The 22,313-nt window shown below is 40.0% G+C and carries 14 protein-coding genes; 8 read left to right on the top strand and 6 right to left on the bottom strand.

Annotated features, from left to right (window positions below):
- Positions 1-3: 3 nt before the first annotated feature.
- The 4 genes from SK086_RS12665 to SK086_RS12650 form a co-directional block, all read right to left on the bottom strand.
- A complete protein-coding gene (locus SK086_RS12665; protein ID WP_324692078.1) occupies positions 4-2,028 on the bottom strand; it encodes a M3 family metallopeptidase in 2,025 nt (674 codons plus the stop codon).
- Positions 2,029-2,170: 142 nt separating this feature from the next.
- Entirely contained in the window at positions 2,171-2,656 is a 486-nt protein-coding gene (gene purE / locus SK086_RS12660; RefSeq protein ID WP_295338562.1) for a 5-(carboxyamino)imidazole ribonucleotide mutase, read from the bottom strand.
- 69 nt (positions 2,657-2,725) lie between these two features.
- Entirely contained in the window at positions 2,726-3,889 is a 1,164-nt protein-coding gene (locus tag SK086_RS12655) for a 5-(carboxyamino)imidazole ribonucleotide synthase (RefSeq protein ID WP_324692077.1), read from the bottom strand.
- 41 nt (positions 3,890-3,930) lie between these two features.
- Complete coding sequence (locus tag SK086_RS12650; RefSeq protein WP_324692076.1) at positions 3,931-4,464, bottom strand: hypothetical protein; 534 nt, start codon at positions 4,462-4,464, stop codon at positions 3,931-3,933.
- 97 nt (positions 4,465-4,561) lie between these two features.
- Between SK086_RS12650 and hpt the strand changes: the two genes are divergently transcribed.
- The 5 genes from hpt (at position 4,562) to SK086_RS12625 (ending at position 10,614) form a co-directional block, all read left to right on the top strand.
- On the top strand, positions 4,562-5,092 hold the full coding sequence (gene hpt, locus SK086_RS12645; RefSeq protein WP_324692074.1) for a hypoxanthine phosphoribosyltransferase: 531 nt from the start codon (positions 4,562-4,564) through the stop codon (positions 5,090-5,092).
- 109 nt (positions 5,093-5,201) lie between these two features.
- Positions 5,202-5,774: an adenylate kinase gene (locus tag SK086_RS12640; RefSeq protein WP_324692073.1), complete on the top strand. Its 573-nt coding sequence runs from the start codon at positions 5,202-5,204 to the stop codon at positions 5,772-5,774.
- Positions 5,775-5,917: 143 nt separating this feature from the next.
- Positions 5,918-7,144: a hemolysin family protein gene (locus SK086_RS12635; RefSeq protein ID WP_407652330.1), complete on the top strand. Its 1,227-nt coding sequence runs from the start codon at positions 5,918-5,920 to the stop codon at positions 7,142-7,144.
- Positions 7,145-7,211: 67 nt separating this feature from the next.
- A complete protein-coding gene (gene obgE, locus SK086_RS12630) occupies positions 7,212-8,246 on the top strand; it encodes a GTPase ObgE (RefSeq protein ID WP_290873258.1) in 1,035 nt (344 codons plus the stop codon).
- A 217-nt stretch (positions 8,247-8,463) separates the two neighbouring features.
- Positions 8,464-10,614 (top strand): S46 family peptidase, encoded by a 2,151-nt coding sequence (locus SK086_RS12625; protein ID WP_324692070.1) that lies wholly within the window; start codon positions 8,464-8,466, stop codon positions 10,612-10,614.
- A 98-nt stretch (positions 10,615-10,712) separates the two neighbouring features.
- Here the strand turns inward: SK086_RS12625 and SK086_RS12620 are convergent, their stop codons facing one another.
- On the bottom strand, positions 10,713-18,605 hold the full coding sequence (locus tag SK086_RS12620) for a beta strand repeat-containing protein (RefSeq protein ID WP_324692068.1): 7,893 nt from the start codon (positions 18,603-18,605) through the stop codon (positions 10,713-10,715).
- A gap of 259 nt (positions 18,606-18,864) precedes the next feature.
- Between SK086_RS12620 and SK086_RS12615 the strand changes: the two genes are divergently transcribed.
- Positions 18,865-19,578 carry a tetratricopeptide repeat protein gene (locus tag SK086_RS12615; protein ID WP_324692066.1) on the top strand — a complete coding sequence of 238 codons (714 nt, stop codon included), beginning with the start codon at positions 18,865-18,867 and terminating at the stop codon, positions 19,576-19,578.
- Positions 19,579-19,590: 12 nt separating this feature from the next.
- Positions 19,591-20,946, top strand: coding sequence for a UDP-N-acetylmuramate--L-alanine ligase (locus SK086_RS12610; RefSeq protein WP_324692065.1), 1,356 nt, complete (start codon positions 19,591-19,593; stop codon positions 20,944-20,946).
- An 8-nt stretch (positions 20,947-20,954) separates the two neighbouring features.
- On the opposite strand, the gene SK086_RS12605 is transcribed toward SK086_RS12610, so the two are convergent.
- On the bottom strand, positions 20,955-21,572 hold the full coding sequence (locus SK086_RS12605; protein ID WP_324692063.1) for a DUF1287 domain-containing protein: 618 nt from the start codon (positions 21,570-21,572) through the stop codon (positions 20,955-20,957).
- 51 nt (positions 21,573-21,623) lie between these two features.
- Here SK086_RS12605 and radC point away from each other — a divergent pair, with 51 nt between their 5' ends.
- Positions 21,624-22,313, top strand: coding sequence for a RadC family protein (gene radC / locus SK086_RS12600; RefSeq protein ID WP_324692062.1), 690 nt, complete (start codon positions 21,624-21,626; stop codon positions 22,311-22,313).

The following is a 22,313-nucleotide window of genomic DNA, read 5'->3' as shown; positions in this document are numbered from 1 at the left end:
TTTTTAAATCAATCCCGCACGTTTTAACAATGCTTCCGGTTGTGGTTCTTGTCCGCGGAAACGTTTGTAGAGTTCCATCGGTAATTCGGTACCGCCTTTGGAAAGCACATTGTCTTTGAATTTAGCAGCGACTTCCTTATCGAAAATGCCTCGCTCTTGGAAATACGCAAAAGCATCCGCATCCAATACTTCCGCCCATTTGTAACTGTAATAACCCGAGGAATAACCGCCTTGGAAAATATGCGAAAACGAAACACTCATGCAGTTTTCGGCTACATCAGGATACAAAGAAGCGATTTCCATAGCCGCTTTTTCAAACGCTTTTACATTGTCTATGGTTTGCGCTTTGGCGTGATAAGCCATGTCTAAAATCCCGAAACTTAATTGTCGTAATGTAGCCATACCTTCTAAGAAACTCGCACTTTCTTTAATTTTGTCCACGTATTGTTGCGGAATGATTTCGCCGGTTTCATAATGTTTGGCAAACAACGCCAAGGCTTCGGGCTCGTAACACCAATTTTCCATAATCTGACTCGGCAATTCCACAAAATCCCAATAGACCGATGTTCCCGATAAACTCGGATAAGTCGTATTGGCCAACATGCCATGTAGCGCGTGTCCGAATTCATGGAACAAAGTCGTCACTTCATTAAAAGTTAATAAAGAAGGTTTGGTTTCTGTTGGTGGCGTGAAATTACACACAATCGAAACATGTGGTCTTTCATTGACACCATTCTTAATATATTGTGGTTTGAATGACGTCATCCAAGCGCCATTGCGTTTCCCTTTTCTCGGGAAGAAATCGGCATAGAAAACGGCTACCAATTGGCCTTCAAAGTCTACTACTTCAAAAGTTTGTACGTCGGCGTGGTATTTATCAATGTCAAACACTTCTTTAAACGTGATGCCGAATAATTTTTCAGCCACGGTAAACGCACCGTTCAACACGTTTTCCAGTTGGAAATACGGTTTTAAAATCTCGTCATCTAAACTGAATAATTTTTGTTTCAATTTCTCCGAATAGTAAGCGCCGTCCCATTTTTCCAACTTTTCCAATCCGTCTAGTTCCTTTGCAAAAGCTGTCAGTTCGGCGAATTCTTTTTGTGCAGCCGGTTTGGCTTTGGCTAGTAAATCATTCAAAAACGATTGTACTTTTTCCGGAGTTTGCGCCATGCGCTCTTCCAAAACAAAATGCGCATGCGATTCGTAGCCTAACAATTGCGCTCTTTCGTGACGCAATTTCACGATGTTTTTTACGTTTTCCTGATTGTCGTAATCGTTTTCCTGAAAGGCTTTTTTGCCGGCGGCTATGGCCATTTCTTTGCGCAATTCGCGGTTGTCTACATAGGTTACAAACGGCAAATAACTCGGAAAATCTAAGGTGAACAGCCAACCGTCTAAATCGTCGGCTTTGGCCAGGGAACGCGCCATTTCTTTAGCACCATCGGGTAGGCCTTGTAAATCGGCTTCGTTGGAAATGTGCAGTTTGTAGTTGTTGGTTTCGGCCAATACATTTTCGCCAAACGTCAGTTTAAGTTTGGCTAAAGTTTTGTCGATTTCGCGTAAAACTTCCTTTTTATCTTCGGAAAGTAACGCACCGTTTCGGGTAAAGCTTTTGTATTTTTTATCGAGCAAAGTGGCTTGCTCAGGCGTTAAATTCAGTTGGTCTTTTTGCTCATAAACGGCTTTAACTCTTTTAAATAAATCCTCATTTAAGGTAATGTCGTTACCGAAAGCCGTTAGCAAAGGCGAAACCTCTTGGGCAATTTTTTGCATTTCGTCGCAAGTTTCGGCCGAATTCAAGTTGAAGAATATAGAGGACAAACGGTCTAAGGCTTGTCCGGCAAAATCTAAGGCTTCAATGGTGTTTTCAAAAGTCGGCGCTACTGTATTGTTGATGATAGCGTCAATTTCGGCGCGCGCTTTGGCAATGTTTTCTTCAAACGCCGGTTGGTAATCCTCAATTTTAATTTGAGAAAATGGCGCAGTATTGTGTTTGGTTTGGAATGTTGAGGTTAAGATTTTCATGTGTTTATTATAAATGGTTTCTAGCCCCGATAGTAGTGGAAATCCTTTTTAGCGCTTTTTAGAAAGTTCCTTAGATAAGTTCAGGGTGACAAAAGCGGTAAAAAGATTGCAACGTATAGCGGGAAACAGCTCCTAAATCATTTTATTTTTTGAGTTCGTCCGACGATTTATTGACGGCTTCTTTCAAGCTTTCTTTGTAGAAAATGATTTTATCGAGGACGCATTTGTCGTGACTGCCTATAATTTGCGCGGCTAAGATACCGGCGTTTTTAGCACCGTTTAAGGCCACAGTGGCTACCGGAACGCCGCCCGGCATTTGCAAAATAGACAACACCGAATCCCAGCCATCGATAGAATTACTCGATTTTACGGGAACGCCAATCACCGGTAGCGGACTCATAGAAGCCACCATGCCCGGCAAATGAGCAGCACCACCGGCTCCGGCTATAATGACCGAAATCCCGCGTTGGTGAGCATTTTTACTGAACTCGAATAATTTTTCGGGCGTACGATGGGCCGATACGATATCAACTTCCGTTTCGATGTCAAATCCGTTTAAGATGTCGATGGCTTCTTGCATAACCGGTAAATCCGATTTAGAACCCATAATGATAGCTACTTTGCTCATGTTTTATGTTGAATTTTGAATGCTAGATTATAAATGATTCGTTTTTATTTAAAATTTAAAATTCATCATTTATAATAATTTTTCACTAATTACTCTGATACTGTTTTTCACTTCTTCCGCAATCTTTCTGGCTTCGATCATGTTTTCATTAACGATGGTTACATGTCCCATTTTTCGGAATGGACGGGTTTCTCTTTTGCCGTAAATATGTGGCGTTACGCCGTCAATGGCCATAATTTTTTCGATGTTTTCATAAACTACCGGACCCGAAAAGCCTTCTTCGCCCACCAAATTTACCATAATTCCGGCCACTTTGCTATCGGTATTGCCTAAAGGTAAATTTAATATGGCTCGCAAATGGTTTTCAAACTGCGAAGTATAGCTGGCTTCTATGCTGTAATGACCGGAGTTGTGTGGTCTTGGGGCGACTTCATTCACCAGAATTTCATCGTCAGCTGTTTGGAACATTTCCACCGCTAATAAGCCAACATGATTGAAGGCTTCCGAAACTTTCAGGGCAATGTCAGTGGCTTTTTGGGCGACCTTCTCGTCGATGCGTGCCGGACAGATTACATATTCTACTTGGTTGGCTTCGGGATGGAATTCCATTTCCACCACAGGATAAGTTTTGATGGCTCCCGAGGCGGAACGCGCTACAATAACGGCCAACTCGTTTTTAAACGGTACCATTTCCTCCGCGATACATTCTACATCGGGTAAGTTAATCAAATCAAGGGTAGAACGCACTATTTTTACGCCGTTGCCGTCATAACCAAATTGAGCCGATTTCCATACGAAAGGCATCTCGACTGCGCTCGATGTGACGGCATCTTTTAGTGCCTTTAAGTCTACAAAGCGTTGGTGTGGTGAAGTCGGAATATGATTGGCAACGTAAAAGTCTTTCTGCTTGCCTTTGTTTTGAATGAGTCGCAACGTTTTAGGCGATGGGAAAACCGGTAAACCTTCTGCTTCCAATTGGTCCAAAGCATCCAGATTGACATTTTCAATTTCTATCGTCAATAAATCAACGAGTTGGCCAAATTGGTACACGGTATCAAAATCCATCAAACTGCCTTTGTAAAAAGCGTGACTCCCAAATCGGCTTGGCGCTTCATCACTGGAATCCAGTATATAAGTTTGAATGTCAAATTTTCGCGTTTCGGCCAAAATCATTTTACCTAATTGACCTCCGCCAAGGATGCCGAGTTTAAAATCGGATGAGAAATAGTTCATTGTAGTAGTTGTGTTTGCGCAAAGATAAGTATTCCGTAAAACTATCGCAATCGTTTTAAAAGGTCTTTAACGGCCGAGCGATAACCCGGCGTTTGGTTTACGAATTCGCGGGATAAAATAAGTTTTAATTCGTCGTTTATCCAAGTATGTCTTTTTCCCAAAAAGTACAAGGCTCTCATACTGTACGCAGCGTTCGCGGCTTTGTCGGTTTGGATCAGCCAATCTAAACAAGCTTCGATGATTTGTTCTTCTTGGGTTTCGGTTAGCTTGATGGTCTTGCTTTGGGCCAAAAATAAGCAGATTTTCGACAAAGAGCGAACGGCAGAATCCGAAGTGTAGTGTTTTAAATTGTCGCAAAAATCAGTTAAATGCGGTAAAATCAGTTCCAATTGCTCCTCGAAAATCAATTCTAAGATCCAGCAGGCCTTGTGGTGGTTTTTGTCTTTGGTGTTGTAACTGATTTGCAGTAAATACGGCAAATAGTCGGGATGGTTAAAGATGAAATCTTTATTGTCATCTCGGCTTTTGCGATGGGCTGTGCTGTTGGCTATGGTTTGGTAGTAAGTCGCATCCATTTGGTAAATATATCTATTTTGCAAAAAAGTGTCAATACTTAGTTTGTAATACTTTAGACTTCTTTAAATTTGCAGCTTATTTCAAAATCAAATCAACATGATACACTTACACGATAAATCCTTCGAGCCATTTATTTCTTCTGAAGAAATTGATTTTGCAATTACCAATATGGCTAAGCAAATGGATGATGATTTTTTTGATGAAGTGCCTGTTTTTATTGGGGTTTTAAACGGATCCTTTATGGTTTTGAGTGATTTGATGAAAAAATACCGCGGGATGTGCGAGGTGAATTTCGTTAGAATGGCTTCCTATGAAGGTACGCAAAGTACAGGAGATGTGAAACAATTAATCGGTTTAGACCAAGATTTAGAAGGAAGAACGGTTGTCATTGTAGAAGATATCGTTGATACTGGAAATACAGTGGAAGAATTGAAGGCCATTTTTAAAGAGAAAAAAGTAAAACATTTGAAAATTGCCACCTTGTTTTTCAAACCGGAAGCTTATAAAAAAGAGATTAAAATTGATTACGTTGGTATCCGCATTCCAAACAAATTTATCGTAGGCTATGGCTTAGACTACGACGGATTGGGAAGAAATTTGCCGGATGTTTACCAATTGGCACAGTAGGTTGTAAGTTTTAGGTTCTGGGTTGTAGGTCAAAAAAGCTAACAAACAGAATATTTACTTGCAACGACAACATTTTAACTAACAACATACAACATATAACTTTTACAAAATGATCAATATCGTTCTTTTCGGAAAACCGGGTGCCGGAAAAGGTACTCAAGCTGAATTTTTAAAAGATAAATACAACCTGACACATTTGTCAACCGGAGATATTTTCAGATACAACATTAAAAATGACACCGAGTTAGGCCAATTAGCCAAAACCTACATGGATAAAGGCGATTTGGTTCCGGATGAAGTGACCATTCAAATGTTGCAAAGCGAAGTGGATAAAAACCCACAATCGGCCGGATTTTTATTCGATGGTTTTCCAAGAACGCTCGCACAGGCAGAAGCTTTGGACCGATTTTTAGAGGCAAAAGGACAAAACATCACGGCTACTGTTGCTTTAGAGGCCGACGATAATATTTTAGTGGCTCGTTTATTGGAAAGAGGTAAAACTTCTGGCCGACCTGATGATCAAGATGAAGAAAAAATTCGCAATCGCTACCAAGAATACAACGAAAAAACCGCACCTTTGATGGATTATTATAAAGCTCAAGGCAAATTTCACGCGGTAAACGGTATCGGGACTATTGAGGAAGTAACAGAAAGACTTACAAACGTTTTTGATAGTTTTTAAGTTCCGAGGTGCTTGTTTGCTTTGTCAATTCGCTTTGCTCGGGTCGAGTTAAACCCGCAACCTTACAGCCCAAAACTCGCAACCAATAACAAATGGAAATACTAATTATTCTTTTTTTAATCCTGCTTAACGGGGTGTTTTCGATGTCGGAAATCGCTTTGATATCTGCACGTAAAAACCGTTTGGAAACCGCAGCTAAGAAAGGGAATACCAATGCGAAAGTGGCTTTAGATTTGGCCAATTCGCCCAATAAATTTTTATCTACAGTTCAAATCGGAATTACCTTAATCGGAATTCTTACCGGTATTTATTCAGGCGACAAGATCACCGAAGATGTCAAGTTGTTTGTAGAAGGATTTGCTAGTTTAAAACCTTATGCTCATTCGCTTTCTGTTGGGATAGTAGTCGTTGTGCTGACATTTTTTTCCTTGGTTTTAGGAGAATTATTGCCCAAGAGGATTGGGTTGAACTATCCAGAAGCTATCGCCAAAGCCGTGGCTGTTCCGATGAAAATGGTTTCTATAGTAACAATGCCGTTTATTTGGTTGCTAACCGTGTCAACCGATTTTGTGTTGGATGTTTTCAAAATCAAACCAACTGCCGATGGTAAAGTGACCGAAGAAGAAATTAAAGCCATCATCAAAGAAGGCACCGAAGGCGGTGAAGTGCAAGAAATTGAGCAAGACATCGTAGAGCGTGTTTTTCACATTGGCGATCGAAAAGTCAACTCGTTAATGACGCACCGTAAATCGATAGTTTATCTGTCGTATGAAGATACTATTGAAGAGTTAAAAGCAAAAGTTTTAGATGAATTGCATTCGGTTTATCCGGTTTGTGTGGAGAACTTAGACGATGTAGTTGGCGTGGTTTTATTGAAAGATTTGTTTTCGGCTTTTGAGAAAAAAGGCACGTTCGATTTGAAAACCATTACCAAAGATCCGGTGTATTTGATTGAACACACTTCGGCTTACAAAGCGCTGGAGAATTTCAAGAAATCTAAAGTGCATTATGCTTTGGTGACCGATGAATACGGTGTTTTTCAAGGAATTATTACGTTGAATGATATTTTAGAAGCTTTGGTAGGCGATGCCGCCGATTTCTACGAAGACGAGTTCAAGTTAATCGCTCGTGAAGACGGGACTTGGTTGGTTGACGGTCATTATTCGTTACACGATTTCTTGACGTATTTCGATATGGACGAATTGATTAACGATTATGATGTGACTACCGTAAGTGGTTTAATCATGACCGAGTTGGGTAATATTCCTAAAACAGGCGAAAAACTGATTTGGAACAAATTTGAAATAGAAGTCATCGATATGGATGGCGTAAAGATTGATAAAGTGCTTGTAAAAGCGATAAAAGAATAGTTGAAAGTGCCATTGTCAGTAGAAAGCCTACTGAACATTGAACACTGAACACTGAATACTGAATAAAATGACAGAAGGAAACTTTGTAGACTACGTAAAGATTTATGTTTCTTCCGGAAAAGGAGGGAAAGGATCCTCGCATCTGCATAGAGAGAAATTTATTGAAAAAGGCGGGCCTGATGGCGGAGACGGAGGAAGAGGCGGTCACGTCATATTGAAAGGGAATAAAGGACTGTGGACTTTATTTCACTTAAAGTTTGCGCGTCATGTTAAAGCCGGTCACGGTGGCGATGGCGGAAGTTCACGCAGTACCGGTCACGACGGCGAAGATAAAATCATCGAAGTGCCACTCGGAACCGTAGTACGTGATAAAGAAACGGAAGAGATTTTATTCGAAATAACCGAACACGGTGAAGAAAGAATCTTGGTCAAAGGCGGAAAAGGCGGATTGGGTAACTGGCATTTCAGAAGCGCCACCAATCAAACGCCAAGGTACGCACAACCAGGTATGCCGCCGGAAGAATTAGATGTGATTTTAGAGTTGAAAGTCTTAGCCGATGTAGGTTTAGTAGGTTTCCCAAATGCCGGAAAATCGACTTTACTTTCGGTATTGACTTCTGCCAAGCCGAAGATTGCGGATTATCCGTTCACAACACTAAAGCCGAATTTAGGCATTGTAGCGTACCGAGATTTCCAGTCGTTTGTCATGGCTGATATTCCAGGAATTATTGAAGGTGCGGCCGAAGGTAAAGGGTTAGGACATTACTTTTTACGTCACATCGAGAGAAATTCCACTTTATTGTTTTTGGTGCCGGCTGATGCGGATGACATCAAAAAAGAATACGAAATTTTATTAGATGAGTTGCGTCGCTACAATCCGGAAATGCTCGACAAAGACCGTTTGTTGGTTGTTTCCAAATGCGATATGCTAGACGATGAATTGAAAGCCGAACTCAAGCAGCAATTGGACAAAGAATTTAAAGGTTTGCCGTATTTGTTTATTTCATCAGTAGCCAATCAAGGATTAACCGAATTGAAAGACAAACTTTGGGAAATGCTGAATGTAGATACCGAAGAGCCTGAAAACAGTCACGGTATTTAATCCACAGCATACTATCTTCATAAAGCTATCCGAAAGGGTGGCTTTTTTTATTTCTAAAAATTAAGTTAAAATTCACTCAATCGTTATAGTTTTTAAAGCGGTTTTTCTGCTTACTCCTTAAAAAAAAGTATATTCGCAATCGTTTTTAGCCTGCATTTTCAATTTTTTTGTGTCTTGTAGGTTGCTAAAACACAAACAATTAAAACTTTTAATCACAATGAAGAAAATTATTTTATCCTTGATTGCTGCCATTATGCTTGTTCCGACTAGCGTAAAAGCCGACGAAGGAATGTGGTTTTTGATGTTCATCGAGCGTTTAAACCACAGAGACATGCAAAAAATGGGCTTGCAGTTGACAGCCGAAGAAATTTACAGTATCAACAACCACAGTTTGAAAGATGCTATCGTTCAGTTTAACGGAGGTTGTACAGCCGAAATCGTTTCTAAAGACGGTTTGGTATTAACCAATCACCACTGCGGATATGATGCTATCGCCGAATTATCATCGGCAGAAAAAAACTATTTAAAAGATGGATTTTGGGCTAAAAACCGTAAAGAGGAAATGAAGCCTGCCAGCTTATTTGTTCGTTTTTTCGTGAGAATGGACGATTGTACTAAGCGTATCTTGGCTAAAGTTAATCCTTCAATGTCGGAAGCCGACAGAGAAAAAGCCATCAATGCTGAGATTGCGGCTATCGAAAAAGAAAATAACGGTGGCGGAAAATATACTGTTTCTGTTCGTTCGTTTTTCCAAGGCAACGAGTTTTACTACTTTGTGTACCAAGATTATAAAGACGTGCGTTTGGTAGGAACTCCTCCGGAAAGTTTAGGTAAATTTGGTGGTGATACCGACAACTGGGAATGGCCACGTCACACAGCCGATTTCTCTATGTTCCGTGTTTATGCTGACAAAGACGGAAATCCGGCTGAATATTCAGAAAACAACGTGCCGTTACAACCAAAGCACTATTTACCGGTAAACATCAATGGTGTAAAAGAGAATGACTTTGCCATGATTTTAGGTTATCCGGGAAGAACCAACCGCTGGATGCCTGCGGGCGGTATTGAGCAAAACGTGAAGTTTGCTTATCCGGCTTGGGTTGAAGGTGCTAAAACCGGTATGGACAACATGAAAAAGTACATGGACCAAAGCGATGCTTTGAACTTGGTGTATGCTTCTAAATATGCTTCAACAGCTAACTATTGGAAAAACCGTCAAGGGATGATTGACGCGTTGACTAAATTCGGTACTGCAAAAACCAAAGCTGCGCAAGAAGCTAAGTTTAATGCTTGGGCCAATAAGCCGGCTAATAAAGCTAAGTATGGTAATGTTATCGCCAACATCAACAAATTCTATGCTTTGACCAATGAAAAGTCAAGACACGATAACTACATGCAACAATTGTTCAGAACCACTTCTTTCGGAACTATCGGTAGAACTTTAGGAAGACAATTGGATGCTTATGTTAAAGCTGATGCCGCCAAGCGTGCTCAAATGGCTCCGGCTATTGAAGAAATGGCTACAGAAATGTACAAAGAATTACACATTCCTGCTGAGAAAGACATTTTAGCAGCGCAATTAAAATTATACGCCACCAAGTCAACCGGTTATGCTATTGCACCGGCAGTGAAAAAGATTGGTGACGAAAACGGAAACGATTTCACTAAGTACGTTAATGCTGCTTTTGATATGAGTATTTTCACTTCGTTAGATCGTATTAAAGCGTTTTTGGTGATTCCTAGTCAAGGTGTTTTAGACAACGATCCATTGTATGTATTATCAAATGATATGTTGACACACTTCAGCTCTAAATCAGACGAAATTGCTAAAGCGCAAAATGACTTTAGTGCTTCTTTCCGCTTGTTAGTAGAAGGTTTAAGAGAGTCAAAAATCGGAACTATCAAATATCCGGATGCCAACTCAACTTTGCGTTTGACTTACGGAAAAGTACGTTCGTTACCGGCTGACAAGCGTAACGACGCTAAAGTAAACAACTACACTACTTTAGAAGGTCAAGTTAAGAAATACAAAAAAGGAGATCAAGAATTTGATTTGCCTTTGAAAGTTTTAGAGATGAACAAGAACAAAGATTTCGGACGTTATGCTGATAAAGACGGTTCATTACACGTAAACTTCTTAACTGACAATGATATCACCGGAGGAAACTCAGGTTCACCGGTATTAAACGGTAAAGGAGAATTAATCGGTTTGGCTTTCGACGGTAACATTGAAGCGATGGCCGGAGACGTTATCTTCGACAGCAAATTACAAAGAACCATTAACGTTGATATTCGTTATGTGTTGTGGGTAATTGAGAATTACTCAGGCGCTAAGCATATAGTTGATGAAATGACTTTGGTGAAGTAATTCACTTCTCTTATCAAAAATAAAAACGTCCTGATTTTTCAGGACGTTTTTTTATGTTTAAACTTTTTGGATTAAAAAACCCAATCAAGACCTCTTTTTTACTTAGCCACTTTTATCGGAACAATTACATCGTTATCCAACATTACTTTGATGATGTAAACACCGTTCGGGTAGTTAAAGGCTGTTGAAAGTGAAGTGTCTAAATCGTTGTTGGTAATCGTGTTTATTTTTTTGCCAGACAACTCATAAATCACAATCTCCTTAATATTGACTACTGATTCGATATGTAATTGGTTGTCTTTTACATAAGCTACAGCATTGTTGCCTTCCAAATCTCCTGTTCCTAAAGCATTGGCATTGAATACAATTTCAAAACGATTGTCAAAAGTTCCTGCAGCAGTAGCAAAGGAATAGGCATTCGTTTTTATATCGTGAACTACATTCAATAGCTTGTCTTTTAAATAAACCGTTTGGTTGTTTTCAAATACACCATCCATATGATCAATTGCGATAGTATAATCACCCGCAGTGGTTATTGAATAACCTACAGGAACTACATCATTTTGGTCAAAAGGAAGGGCTTTACCTTGAATTACTAATTTTGAATCGTTTACTAACGAATAGATATTGATTTCATTCGAGGTAAAAGTCGTTCCGTCGTACAAACGATCTAGTTCGTTGGTTGCTCCGGCAACATAGCCAATTAGAGTTTGACGGAATTTATTTTGACTATTCGACAAGTTCAACCAAATTCTGTGTTTTTCTGACATAGTGCTGTTGGCGTTTCTGAAGAATTGGGTATTGCTACCGGAAACTCTCATGCTGTTGTCGAAACTAATTTGGCCATCGGCAAACACCTGAGCGAAAAATCCTTGACCGGACGAAATTTTACCGTTTGGTAACAACGACATATTGGATGCGTCACTCGCAGGAGTGGTTGCCGTTGAACCGGTTAAATTCCAGCTTGCATAATCTTGGAAATTATATGGCCCTGCGCCGGAGTACATTGTTACAGAAGTCCAGAAGAATAAAGTGCCACCCAACTCAGTATTGTTAGGATGGGTTAGGAACGCTGCTGCATCAATCGGACTCGGATACGGATTGGACAATAAAGCTGTGTTGCCGGTTACCAAAGAGGTTGCATCGTAGCTGTCAACATTCACATTGATAAGTCCGTTGTTGGGAACACCGGTAAAATTAAAATCGATGGTGCCGGTTCCTGAGTTAAATGGCGTTGCATTTCTAACTCTGGTGATAAATCCTTCACCCGGAGCAGTAGCCGTTAATGGTACCCAGCTTCCGTTCATAGCGCCAGATTGCCATCTATACTTTAGGTCAAATTGACTTGGGATTTGCGAAGATACATTTCCGGCTACCGGAGAACCCCAGTATACATAGGCATAACGAGTCATTGCTCTTGAGGTTCTGGTGTATTTGATGTTTCCAATATTGACAGCATTATCATTAATTTGTACTAAACTTGCTCCGTTTTTAATGTTAAAATTCGCTGTGTGATGTACATTAACTGTGTTTGTAATGGTTAAAGTATTGGTTGGATTAATCTCAAGTTTGGCTGAAGACATCAAACTGATATTGGCTGCTAAAGCTTCATAATTTGAGCCTGAAATGATAGGGTCATTAGTTACATTTGGAATGACCACACAATGAGCTGCAGAAGGAACACCGTTCGGTGTCCAGTTGGCAGCATTATTCCAATCGGTGCTTATACTTCCGTTCCAAGTTTTGGCATAAGAAGTGATTTCTGTACAATTGCTGAATGCTATACATTGAACACCATTTAGGGTAGATGTTACTCTAACTTGATAATATGTCGTTTGTGTTACCGGTGTAGGAGTGTAAGTAGCACTTGTAGCCCCCGAAATGTTTGTCCATGGGCCAGAACAACCTACAGTACTTCTTTGCCATTGATAGGTTAAAGTTCCTGTTCCTGTAGCGGTAATTGTTACATTGAACGTGCTTGGGCTATCAGAACTGTCACATACACTTTGGTTTCCGTCAATTGATGGAGGGGTAACATTATTTACAAAGACGGTAATAAAGTTAGAATTGGCCGTACAACTCGTTGCATTAACGGTAGCGGTAACCACTCTTCTGAAGTATGTAGTTTGGTAAATAGGACCTGCTTCATCATAGGTAGTATTTGTCGCGCCTGCTATGTCAGTCCAAGGGCCTGCGCCTCCAACCAAGCTCATTTGCCATTGATAAGTCAGATTGCTTCCTGTTGCAGCGGTGTTTTCGGTAAAGGCATTTGGATCTCCTCCGTAACAAACGGTTCTGTTGCCTCCAATTGCGCCTCCTGTAACAGGATTAACCGTTACGGTGATGCAATTGCTAACCGCTGAGCATTGTACGCCATTTAATGTAGAATAAGTTATGCGTTGGTAGTAAGTGGTTACTACTAATCCGGAAGGTGCATCATAAGTAGCGCCAGTGGCCCCTGAAATAATAGTCCACGGTCCGGAACAACCGGTAGTACTTCTTTGCCATTGATAGCTTAAAGTGCCGAGACCTGTCGAAGGAGTAATTACACTAAAAGCTGCAGGGTTATTACCACACAAGGTTTGATTGTCTGCAATAAGACCACCGGTTACTTCATTTACAGTAACAACAATACAGTTGCTGTAATCTGAACAAGCAACGCTGTTAAGTAAAGAAGTTGCCATTCTGCGGTAATATGTAGTTACCGTTACTCCCGAAGGAGCATCGTAAGTAGCCGAATTAGCTCCGGCTATGTTGGTCCAGCTACCGCTGCAGCCGGTCGTATTACTTTGCCATTGGTAGGAGATGGTTCCGCCTCCGGTGGCATTTACTTCTGTAAAAGCCAATGGATCTCCACCGGAACAAATAGTTTGATTTCCGGATATTGATCCCGGATTAATACTGTTAACGTTTACTTGAATGGTGTTAGAGGTCGCATAACATTCCTTACCATTTACAGTTGAAATTGTAATTCTTCTGAACCAAGTTGTTTGGGTTAAAGTACCAGCATCATAAGTGACTGAAGTAGCTCCTGTGATGTTGGTAAAAGTAATATTATCTGTACTGCTTTGCCATTGGTAAGTCAGGTTAGAACCGGTTGCTGCAACGGTTTGAGTGAACGCTGCCGGATCGCCACCGGAACAAATGGTTTGATTAGCGGCTATAGTACCCGATGTAACCGTTGGTGCAATGCTGATGGTTACCGTTACAGGACTTCCGTTACACCCATTAGAAGATGGTGTAATGGTAAAAGTCACATTTTGAACGTTAGCCGAGTTGTTAGTCAGTGTATTGGCAATGGTAAATATACCGCCGGGGGCAATATTTCCCGAAGTTCCGGAATTAGTACCTGAAACATTGGTGGTGTTGTTACGTGTCCATGAGAACGTCATGTTAGCATCAGTGATGTTTCCAGTTACTTGTATGTTAGCGCCGCTTCCGTTACAAATAGTATTTTCTAAGGCAGTAGCTGTGGCTACCGGTCTCGGTCTGATAGTTACATTTAAAATTTGCGGAGAGGTGCTGCACAGAAAAGCTCCTGATGGCGGACCAGGAAAATTGTAAACACTTGGCGTAATAGTAATTTGTGTGGTTACTGTAGCATTAGTGTTATTCTGAGTCGTTAAAGGTCCGATATTACCGGTTGAAGTTCTGAAAAAGAAAAAAGCATTACCTGTAGTGCCAACTGGACCTCCGGTACTTGGTGAAATAAAGTTTGCATCGGCTGTCCAAGTAAATCGAACCGCGGAGGTTGATAAGTGTAAAGATGATATTTGTGGCGTAAAAGTCGTTGATGGACAAACTGCTCCAGTTGGTGCATTATTAATGTCAAATGTAAAACCTACATTACTAACAACCTCTACAAAAACAACATTACTAGTAACACTTCCACAAGTATTGTTAATAATTAGCCTGTAAAAAACATCATCTGAACCGTTATTGAGAAAAGCGGGTTGATAAGTATTGTTTGTCGCTCCGGCAATGTTAGTAAAGGTAACATTGTCCGTACTGCTTTGCCACTGATAAGTATAAACTCCAGATCCACCGCTTGGTTGGGTAGTGATAGATAAAGCGGCTGGAGTAGAGAATATACATGCTGTTTGTGAAGATCCGATAACTGGAGCAGTAAGAGGGGCATAAACGGTTACGCTAGCTGTTGTGGTATTAGAGCAACCATTCCCTGCAGTTACCGTTATGGTAAAGGTTGTGGTTTGCGTAACCGAGGTGTTATTAACCAGTGTTCCTGAAATAGCATTTCCGGTACCCGAACTTGCTATGCCGGTTAAGTTAGCAGTATTGTTTCTGGTCCATGTAAAAGTAGTACCTGGTAAACTATTGGCACTGCTCAAGGTGATTGTGCTTATAGCAGTATTGTTACAAATGGTTTGAGTACTTGGGGTGGCGGTTAAAAGTGGTTTTGGAAGTACTATAACTTCGGTAGTAGCGTTGTCTGAAGCACATCCGTTAGCCGAAGACGATAAGGTAAAAGTCACCGTTTGATTGGTTGAGGTGGTGTTGTTCAATACTCCGGTAATGGTATTACCTGAACCACTTCCGTTAATACCCGAAACGTTTACAGTGTTATCTCTTGTCCAACTGAAAGTTGTACCCGATATTCCGCTGCCACTACTTAAAACTATGGGGGTAATGGGATTTCCACCACATAAGGTTTGAGTAGAAGGAGCACCGGAAATAGTTGGTTTCGGATTTACCGTAATTGTTACGTTATTAATGATTGTTTGACAACCATTAGCAGTTGCTGTGATGGTAAAAGTAGTTGATTGAACCGTATTGGTGTTGTTGGTGATTATTCCGGCAATGGTATCTCCGGTTCCGTTATTAGGGATTCCGGTTAAATTTGTGGTATTGTTTCTTGTCCATGAATAAGTTACACCACTAACGTTATTTGGATTACTCATCAGTATCGTATTGATAGTGCTACCGGAACAAATGGTTTGATTGCTTGGTGTGGCTGATACTGTAATAGATGGATTTACCAAAACAGTAACGAGATAAGAATCGGAGTTACAACCTTCTTCTGTAGTGGCAATAACTGTGAAGGTGGTGGTTTGTGGTGTATTGGTTGTGTTTGTCAAAGCACCCGAAATAATAGTTCCTTCTCCATTGGATGCCATTCCGATAATATTTGTTGTATTGTCACGAGTCCAATGGTATTCAACCTCTTCTGATACCACAAAAACGGTTGAAAGTGCTACATTGGTAATATTGTTTCCGGAACAAATACTTTGAGTCACCGGCAAGGCCGATACAATCGGTTTTGGATTAATAAACAATGTAACAGTAAAGGTGTTACCTATACAAGTTCCATAATTAACAGTAATGTTATAGGTAGCCGTTTGCACACCATTGGTAGTGTTTGTCAATGTTTGACTGAAACTGCTTGCATTATTTTGGGCTGAGGCACCGGTTATTCCGCCGGAAGTTGTAGGTAATCCCCAAGAGAATGTAGCTCCCATCGGAACAATATTACCACTGCCATTGCTAGGTAAAAAGTTGAAGTTATCTCCACTACAAACATACTGGATGGCATTATTCACATAAGGTTCAGGATTTACACTGATTACCAATTCAAAGGTATTCCCCGGACAGGTTCCTACTAGAGGTGTAATAGTATAGGTAGCGGTTTGAACACTATTGGTGTTGTTAACCAAAACATCACTAATTACTGCCTGACCCGATTGTGCTGTACCACCCGTCATACCTCCGGTAACAATCGGAGCAGACCAAGAGTAAGTAGTTCCTGCAGGGACTATATTGGCAACAGAAGGTACACCGTTAACAGGAGAAAAAGAAAAACTTTCTCCACTACAAACGGTCAAGCCATTGTTTAAAATGCTTGGCGTTTCGTTTATGGATAACGCTGAATAGTTGGATACTATTGTCCCACAACTGTTGGTGATATGACAGTTGTATTTAGCAGATACATTTGCCAAGCTAACATTGTTTAATGTTAGTGTAGCACTGTTACTGCCGCTAACAGAGGCATTGTCTGTCAAAGGTGTAGTATCGTTATACCATTGGTAAGTTAAACTTCCCCCCGTGGCAGCTACTGAAAAAGTAACATTACTTCCAGCACAAACGGTTTGGTTGGTAGCCGGTTGACTAGTAACGCTTGGATTTTCATCAATAATAACTTCAGAAAAACTACTGTTTACTGATGTACAAGGTGCTAAACCGCTAACAACACAGTAATAATCATTTCCTGCATCACTGGTCGATGCAGCGTTTATTATTAAGTTATTGGTGTTGGCTCCTGAAATTGAACCTCCGTCAGTTAAAGGATTTAAACCTTTAAACCATTGATAGGTCAACCCCGTACCTGATGCACTTATAGAGATTGAAACATTGTTCCCGGTACAATAGGTTTGTGAAGCAGCCGGTTGAGTTGTTATTGATACGGCTTCATTAACAATCAGCGATGCTGAATCAGAAGTTACTGAAGGAGTACAATTGCCACTAATTACACAATAATAGTCTGAGGAAGCATCTGTTAAACTAATCGGATTGATGGTAAGTGCAGCCGAGTCTACCCCAAAGAAATTACCGCCATTAGTTAATGGTGTACTGCCTTTATACCATTGATAACTTAATCCTGCTCCGGTCGCAATAACACTGAGATTTGCCGAGTTTCCTGAACAGACAGTTTGCGCAACTGTAGGCTGAACAGTTATTTGAGGTGCAACTTGAACATTCACTAGAGTAGTAGTTTCAAAACATCCTGTGGTTGAGTCAGTATAGGTAAAAGTGGCATTGCCGAAAATTAATCCGGTTACAGTTCCGCTATTATCTATAGTTGCAATTAGCGGATGGTTACTTATCCAAGTACCTCCCAAGGTTGGGTTTAATTGAATTGAATTGCCAACGCAAACGGCATTAGGACCACTCAAAACAGGTAATGCTTGAACAGTTACTGTTGTATTGGTAGTGTTAGAACAGTTGTTTCCATCGGTAAGTGTATAAGTTATAATGGAAGATCCTGTGTTCAATCCATTCACTAGTCCAGCTGAATTTACAGTCGCTACACTTGAATTTGCACTAATCCAGGTACCACCGGTTGTTGTGCTGGATAATATTGTTGAGGTGTTTGGACAAAGTGTAGTGTTTCCGGTTATTGGGTTAACAGTTGGTAAAGCATTAACAATGAAATTAGTAGTGCTATTGGCCGTTCCATTAGGGGTTGTAACGCTAATGTTTCCGGTGTTTGCACCGTTAGGTAAAACGGCGGTAATTTGTGTATTGCTGATGATTGTAAATGTTGCAGCTGTACCGTTAAAAGTTACATTAGTGGCGCCAGTAAAATTAGTTCCGTTTATGGTTATAATTGTTCCCGAATTAACACAAGCATTGTTAGGTGTAAAATTGGTTACGGTTGGTATAGGATTGGAATAGTATACAGTTATTTCAATATAGTCGACACTTGCTGTGCGACTATTGTTATTAGATTCATTTAAAACTCTAAAAAACATTCCGAAATTAGCATTGTTGATATCTGCTTCCGTCCAAGTTGTTCCCCATAAATCAGTAGTTCCTGTGCCGTAATTAGCGGCTGTCATAGTGGTTGGCCAATCAACATTGCCGGCATAGTTATTACCTACTATGGTTAGATTTTTCATTAATCTTATCGTTTCGTCTTTCACACTATTTCCACCACCATTAGAACTACTTTGTCTCATAACAGTTGCTGTAATACCTGTAATTGTTGCGCCGGTTGGGATAGTAAAACCAAAGTTTCTGGCTCTTATATACCTAGAAATTTCGCCACCGCTCATAGGAGCTGTGGCATAATTGGTGTCGTCTGCTGTAACATTTCCAGCATTGGTCCATGCTCTATTACCGGAACCGTTACTTTCACCAATTCCGGCAATTCGAGTTTGGCTTTGCGAATAAGCCTCAATCCCACCAATCAATAAAAAGATTGCCAGTAAGAGAAAATTTAGTGTAGCTCGTTTAGTCGTATTAAAATTTTTCATGGGGACGGTTATTTTAATTCTGCTACAAAGCTATTTCCAATGCTATGAGAGTCAAAAAAATTCGGGTATATTACGTATAAATTCGATTAAATGCCTTTTTTGATAACTTTGAATAAAATTTCTTTTTAATCATAAATGTCTGATAAATAATTAGTTATATATAAAAGTGTAGTTCGCCGATTTGTTTTACCCTTCATGGATTTTTTTTGGACTTCATTAAAAAAATAAAAAAAAAGAATTTTTCATAAAATGATTACATTTGAAAATCAATTTTTTGCCGATGAAATCTCATTTGGTTATATTAATCTTAAGCTTTCTCTTTTCAAACAATACAGGTGATTTTGAAAAGGCCGAATCGTTATTCAAACAAGCCAAGTATGATCAAGCCAAACTGGCTTTTGAAAGTTACTTGAAGGATAATGCCAATCATCTCAAAACGTTGGAGTATTTGGGTGATATTGAGGGCATTTATAAATCTTGGGACAAAGCCATGTTTTATTATGGCAAGCTAATCAAACTAAAACCCGGCGAAGCCGATTACCATTATAAGTTTGGCGGATGTTTGGGGATGAAAGCCAAAGAATCCAACAAGTTCAAAGCTTTAGGAATGATTGATGATATAAAAGCTTCCTTTGAGAAAGCCATCGCCCTCGATCCAAATCACATTGAAGCCCGCTGGGCATTAATCGAATTGTATTTGCAACTTCCCGGGATAGTGGGTGGCAGCGAAAAAAAGGCGCAAAGATATGCTGCCGAGTTACTCAAAATTTCACCGGTTGACGGTTATTTGGCCCAGGGGAGAATAGCGGAATATTTTGATAGAAATAAGGAAGCAGAAAAATATTATTTAAAAGCCATAGCTATTGGCGGTTCTAAAACAACCTATCAAAAATTAGCCAATTTGTACAAAAACAAAATGAACCAACCTGAAAAGGCTAAAGCACTCTTAGAAACATACAAAGAAAAAAAATAAGTCATATATCTCATGCGAACACATTTTATAGCCATAGGCGGCGCTGCCATGCACAATCTTGCCTTGGCCTTACACGAAAAAGGATACCAAGTAACCGGAAGTGATGATGCTATTTTTGAACCGTCCAAATCTCGTTTGGACAAAAAATGCTTGCTTCCCCAAGAAATGGGTTGGTTTCCCGAAAAGATTACAGCCGATATTGAAGCCGTTATTCTCGGAATGCACGCTAAAGCGGATAATCCGGAATTGCTCAGAGCCCAAGCATTAGGGTTGAAAATTTATTCGTATCCCGAATTTTTATACGAACAATCCAAAAATAAAACCAGAGTAGTTATAGGCGGTTCGCACGGAAAAACCACTATTACTTCCATGATTTTGCACGTGATGCATTACCATAATATTGAGGTAGATTACATGGTTGGTGCCCAATTAGAGGGTTTTGACACTATGGTGCATCTTACACATGAGAATGATTTTATCGTGTTAGAAGGCGATGAATATTTATCGTCGCCCATAGACAGAAGACCGAAGTTTCATTTGTACCAACCTAACATCGCTTTATTGTCAGGCATTGCTTGGGATCATATTAATGTGTTTCCAACCTTTGATAATTATGTAGAGCAATTTGAAATTTTTGTCAACCAAATCACCAAAGGCGGAATTTTGGTTTATAATGAAGAAGACGCTACGGTTAAAAAAGTAGCTGAAGAATCAACCAACACCATTCGTCGAATTCCCTACCAAACACCAAGTTATTCTGTTAAAGACGGTGTAACTTTATTAGACACTCCCGAAGGTCCGATGCCGATAGAAGTCTTTGGAGCACACAACCTAAACAACTTAGCCGGAGCCAAATGGATTTGCCAAAATATGGGCGTAGACGAAGCCGATTTCTACGAAGCCATTGCCAGTTTTAAAGGCGCCAGCAAACGATTGGAAAAAATAGCTGAAGGAAAAGGAAAAGTGGCCTATAAAGATTTTGCCCATTCACCGAGTAAAGTTTCGGCTACTACCCAAGCTGTTAAAGCACAATATCCGGACAGAAAATTAGTAGCTTGCCTTGAATTACATACGTACAGCAGTTTGAATGCCGAATTCTTAAAAGAATACGAAGGCGCTTTAGATGCCGCCGATGTAGCCGTGGTTTTTTATTCGCCCGATGCGGTAAAAATCAAGCAACTCGAAGAAGTGACTTATGAGCAAATTGCAGAATCTTTCAAGCGTAAAGATTTGATTATTTATACCAATCCAATAGAGTTCAAAGACTTTTTATTCAATTTCGATTTAAACAATACCGCCTTATTATTAATGAGTTCCGGTAATTACGGCGGATTGAATTTTGATGAAGTGAAAAAGTTGATGCTATAATTTGAAGATTATTTTTGGTATTTAAAATGCCCAACTAGCTCATAGCGAAACAAGCAATCCTCCAATACTTGTCCGTTGCCCACATTATGTACAATCATCGGATGACCATTGGAGGATTTTTTGTGGGTTATTATGCCGATGTGCGGTAATTTTCCGTTAATCATCCAAGTAACGATTTCACCGGTTTTATAATCTGCCGGATTTTGGGTAACGACTAATTTTTGCCCTTTTCTACTGAAAAAAACTTCTAAATTCGGAACTCTTCTGTGATCAATGTTAGTATCAGGTTTTTTCAAACCCCATTTTTTCAAATTAGGGTATTTGGTAAAGTTGGCTTTCAAATCTTCATGGACTTCTTTTTGCAAATCGATGCCCAATTTACGATACGCTCTGATGACCACATCTGTACAAACGCCGGTTTTGGCCGGAACATCTCCGTTGGGATATTTTATCGCAACATAATTTGGAGTATATACAATTTCGTCATCAATTATGGAAAGCGCCGCTTCGGAAAGTCGGTTTTCAAATGTGTTTTCAAGCAAGGGTTTAGCATTATTATGCTCAACCTCTTTTTGACTACAAGTTAAAAATGTAAGTAAAGTTAGCGATAAATAAAAAGTTTTCATACTTTTAAGGTTTCAAGAACTAACGATAATTCTTTCTTTTTAGTATAAGCCATGGAACAAAACTTTTCTATAAAACATTGGTCAGAAGACGATAAGCCTCGTGAAAAGCTAATGCTGAAAGGAAAATCGGTTTTGAGTGATGCCGAATTAATTGCTATACTTATCGGCTCCGGCAGTCGAAATGAAAGTGCAGTTTCCCTGAGCAAACGGATACTACAAAGCGTTAACAACAACCTAAATGCGTTGGGCAAATTATCGCTCAAGCAATTTATGGAATTCAAAGGCATAGGCGAGGCCAAAGCGGTTACTATAGCTGCGGCTTTAGAGTTGGGGAAAAGGCGCAGAGAGCAAGCACTTCCCGATTTTTTCAAAATTACTTCTTCCAAAGCAGTTTTCGAAATCATGCAACCTCTTATAGGCGATTTGTTACACGAAGAATTTTGGGTGCTTTATCTGAATAATGCCAATAAAGTAATTTATAAAGCCCAGTTATCCAAAGGCGGTATTACCGGAACTGTTGTTGATGTTCGCTTGATTTTTAAATTGGCTTTGGAACACAACGCTACTTCTATCATTTTAAGCCATAATCATCCTTCCGGTAAACTTGTGGCCAGTGATGCCGACAAAGAAATCACTAAAAAGCTTAAATTTGCCGGAGAGCAATTGGATATTAAAGTGCTCGATCATATTATCATCACCGAAAAAGGGTATTTGAGCTTTCAGGACGAAGGCATTTTTTAG

The sequence above is a fragment of the Flavobacterium cheonhonense genome, from assembly GCF_035671315.1.
Classification (GTDB): Bacteria; Bacteroidota; Bacteroidia; order Flavobacteriales; family Flavobacteriaceae; genus Flavobacterium; species Flavobacterium cheonhonense.
The sequence above is the reverse complement of the archived record's forward strand: the minus strand, read 5'-3'. Positions and strand labels throughout refer to the sequence as shown.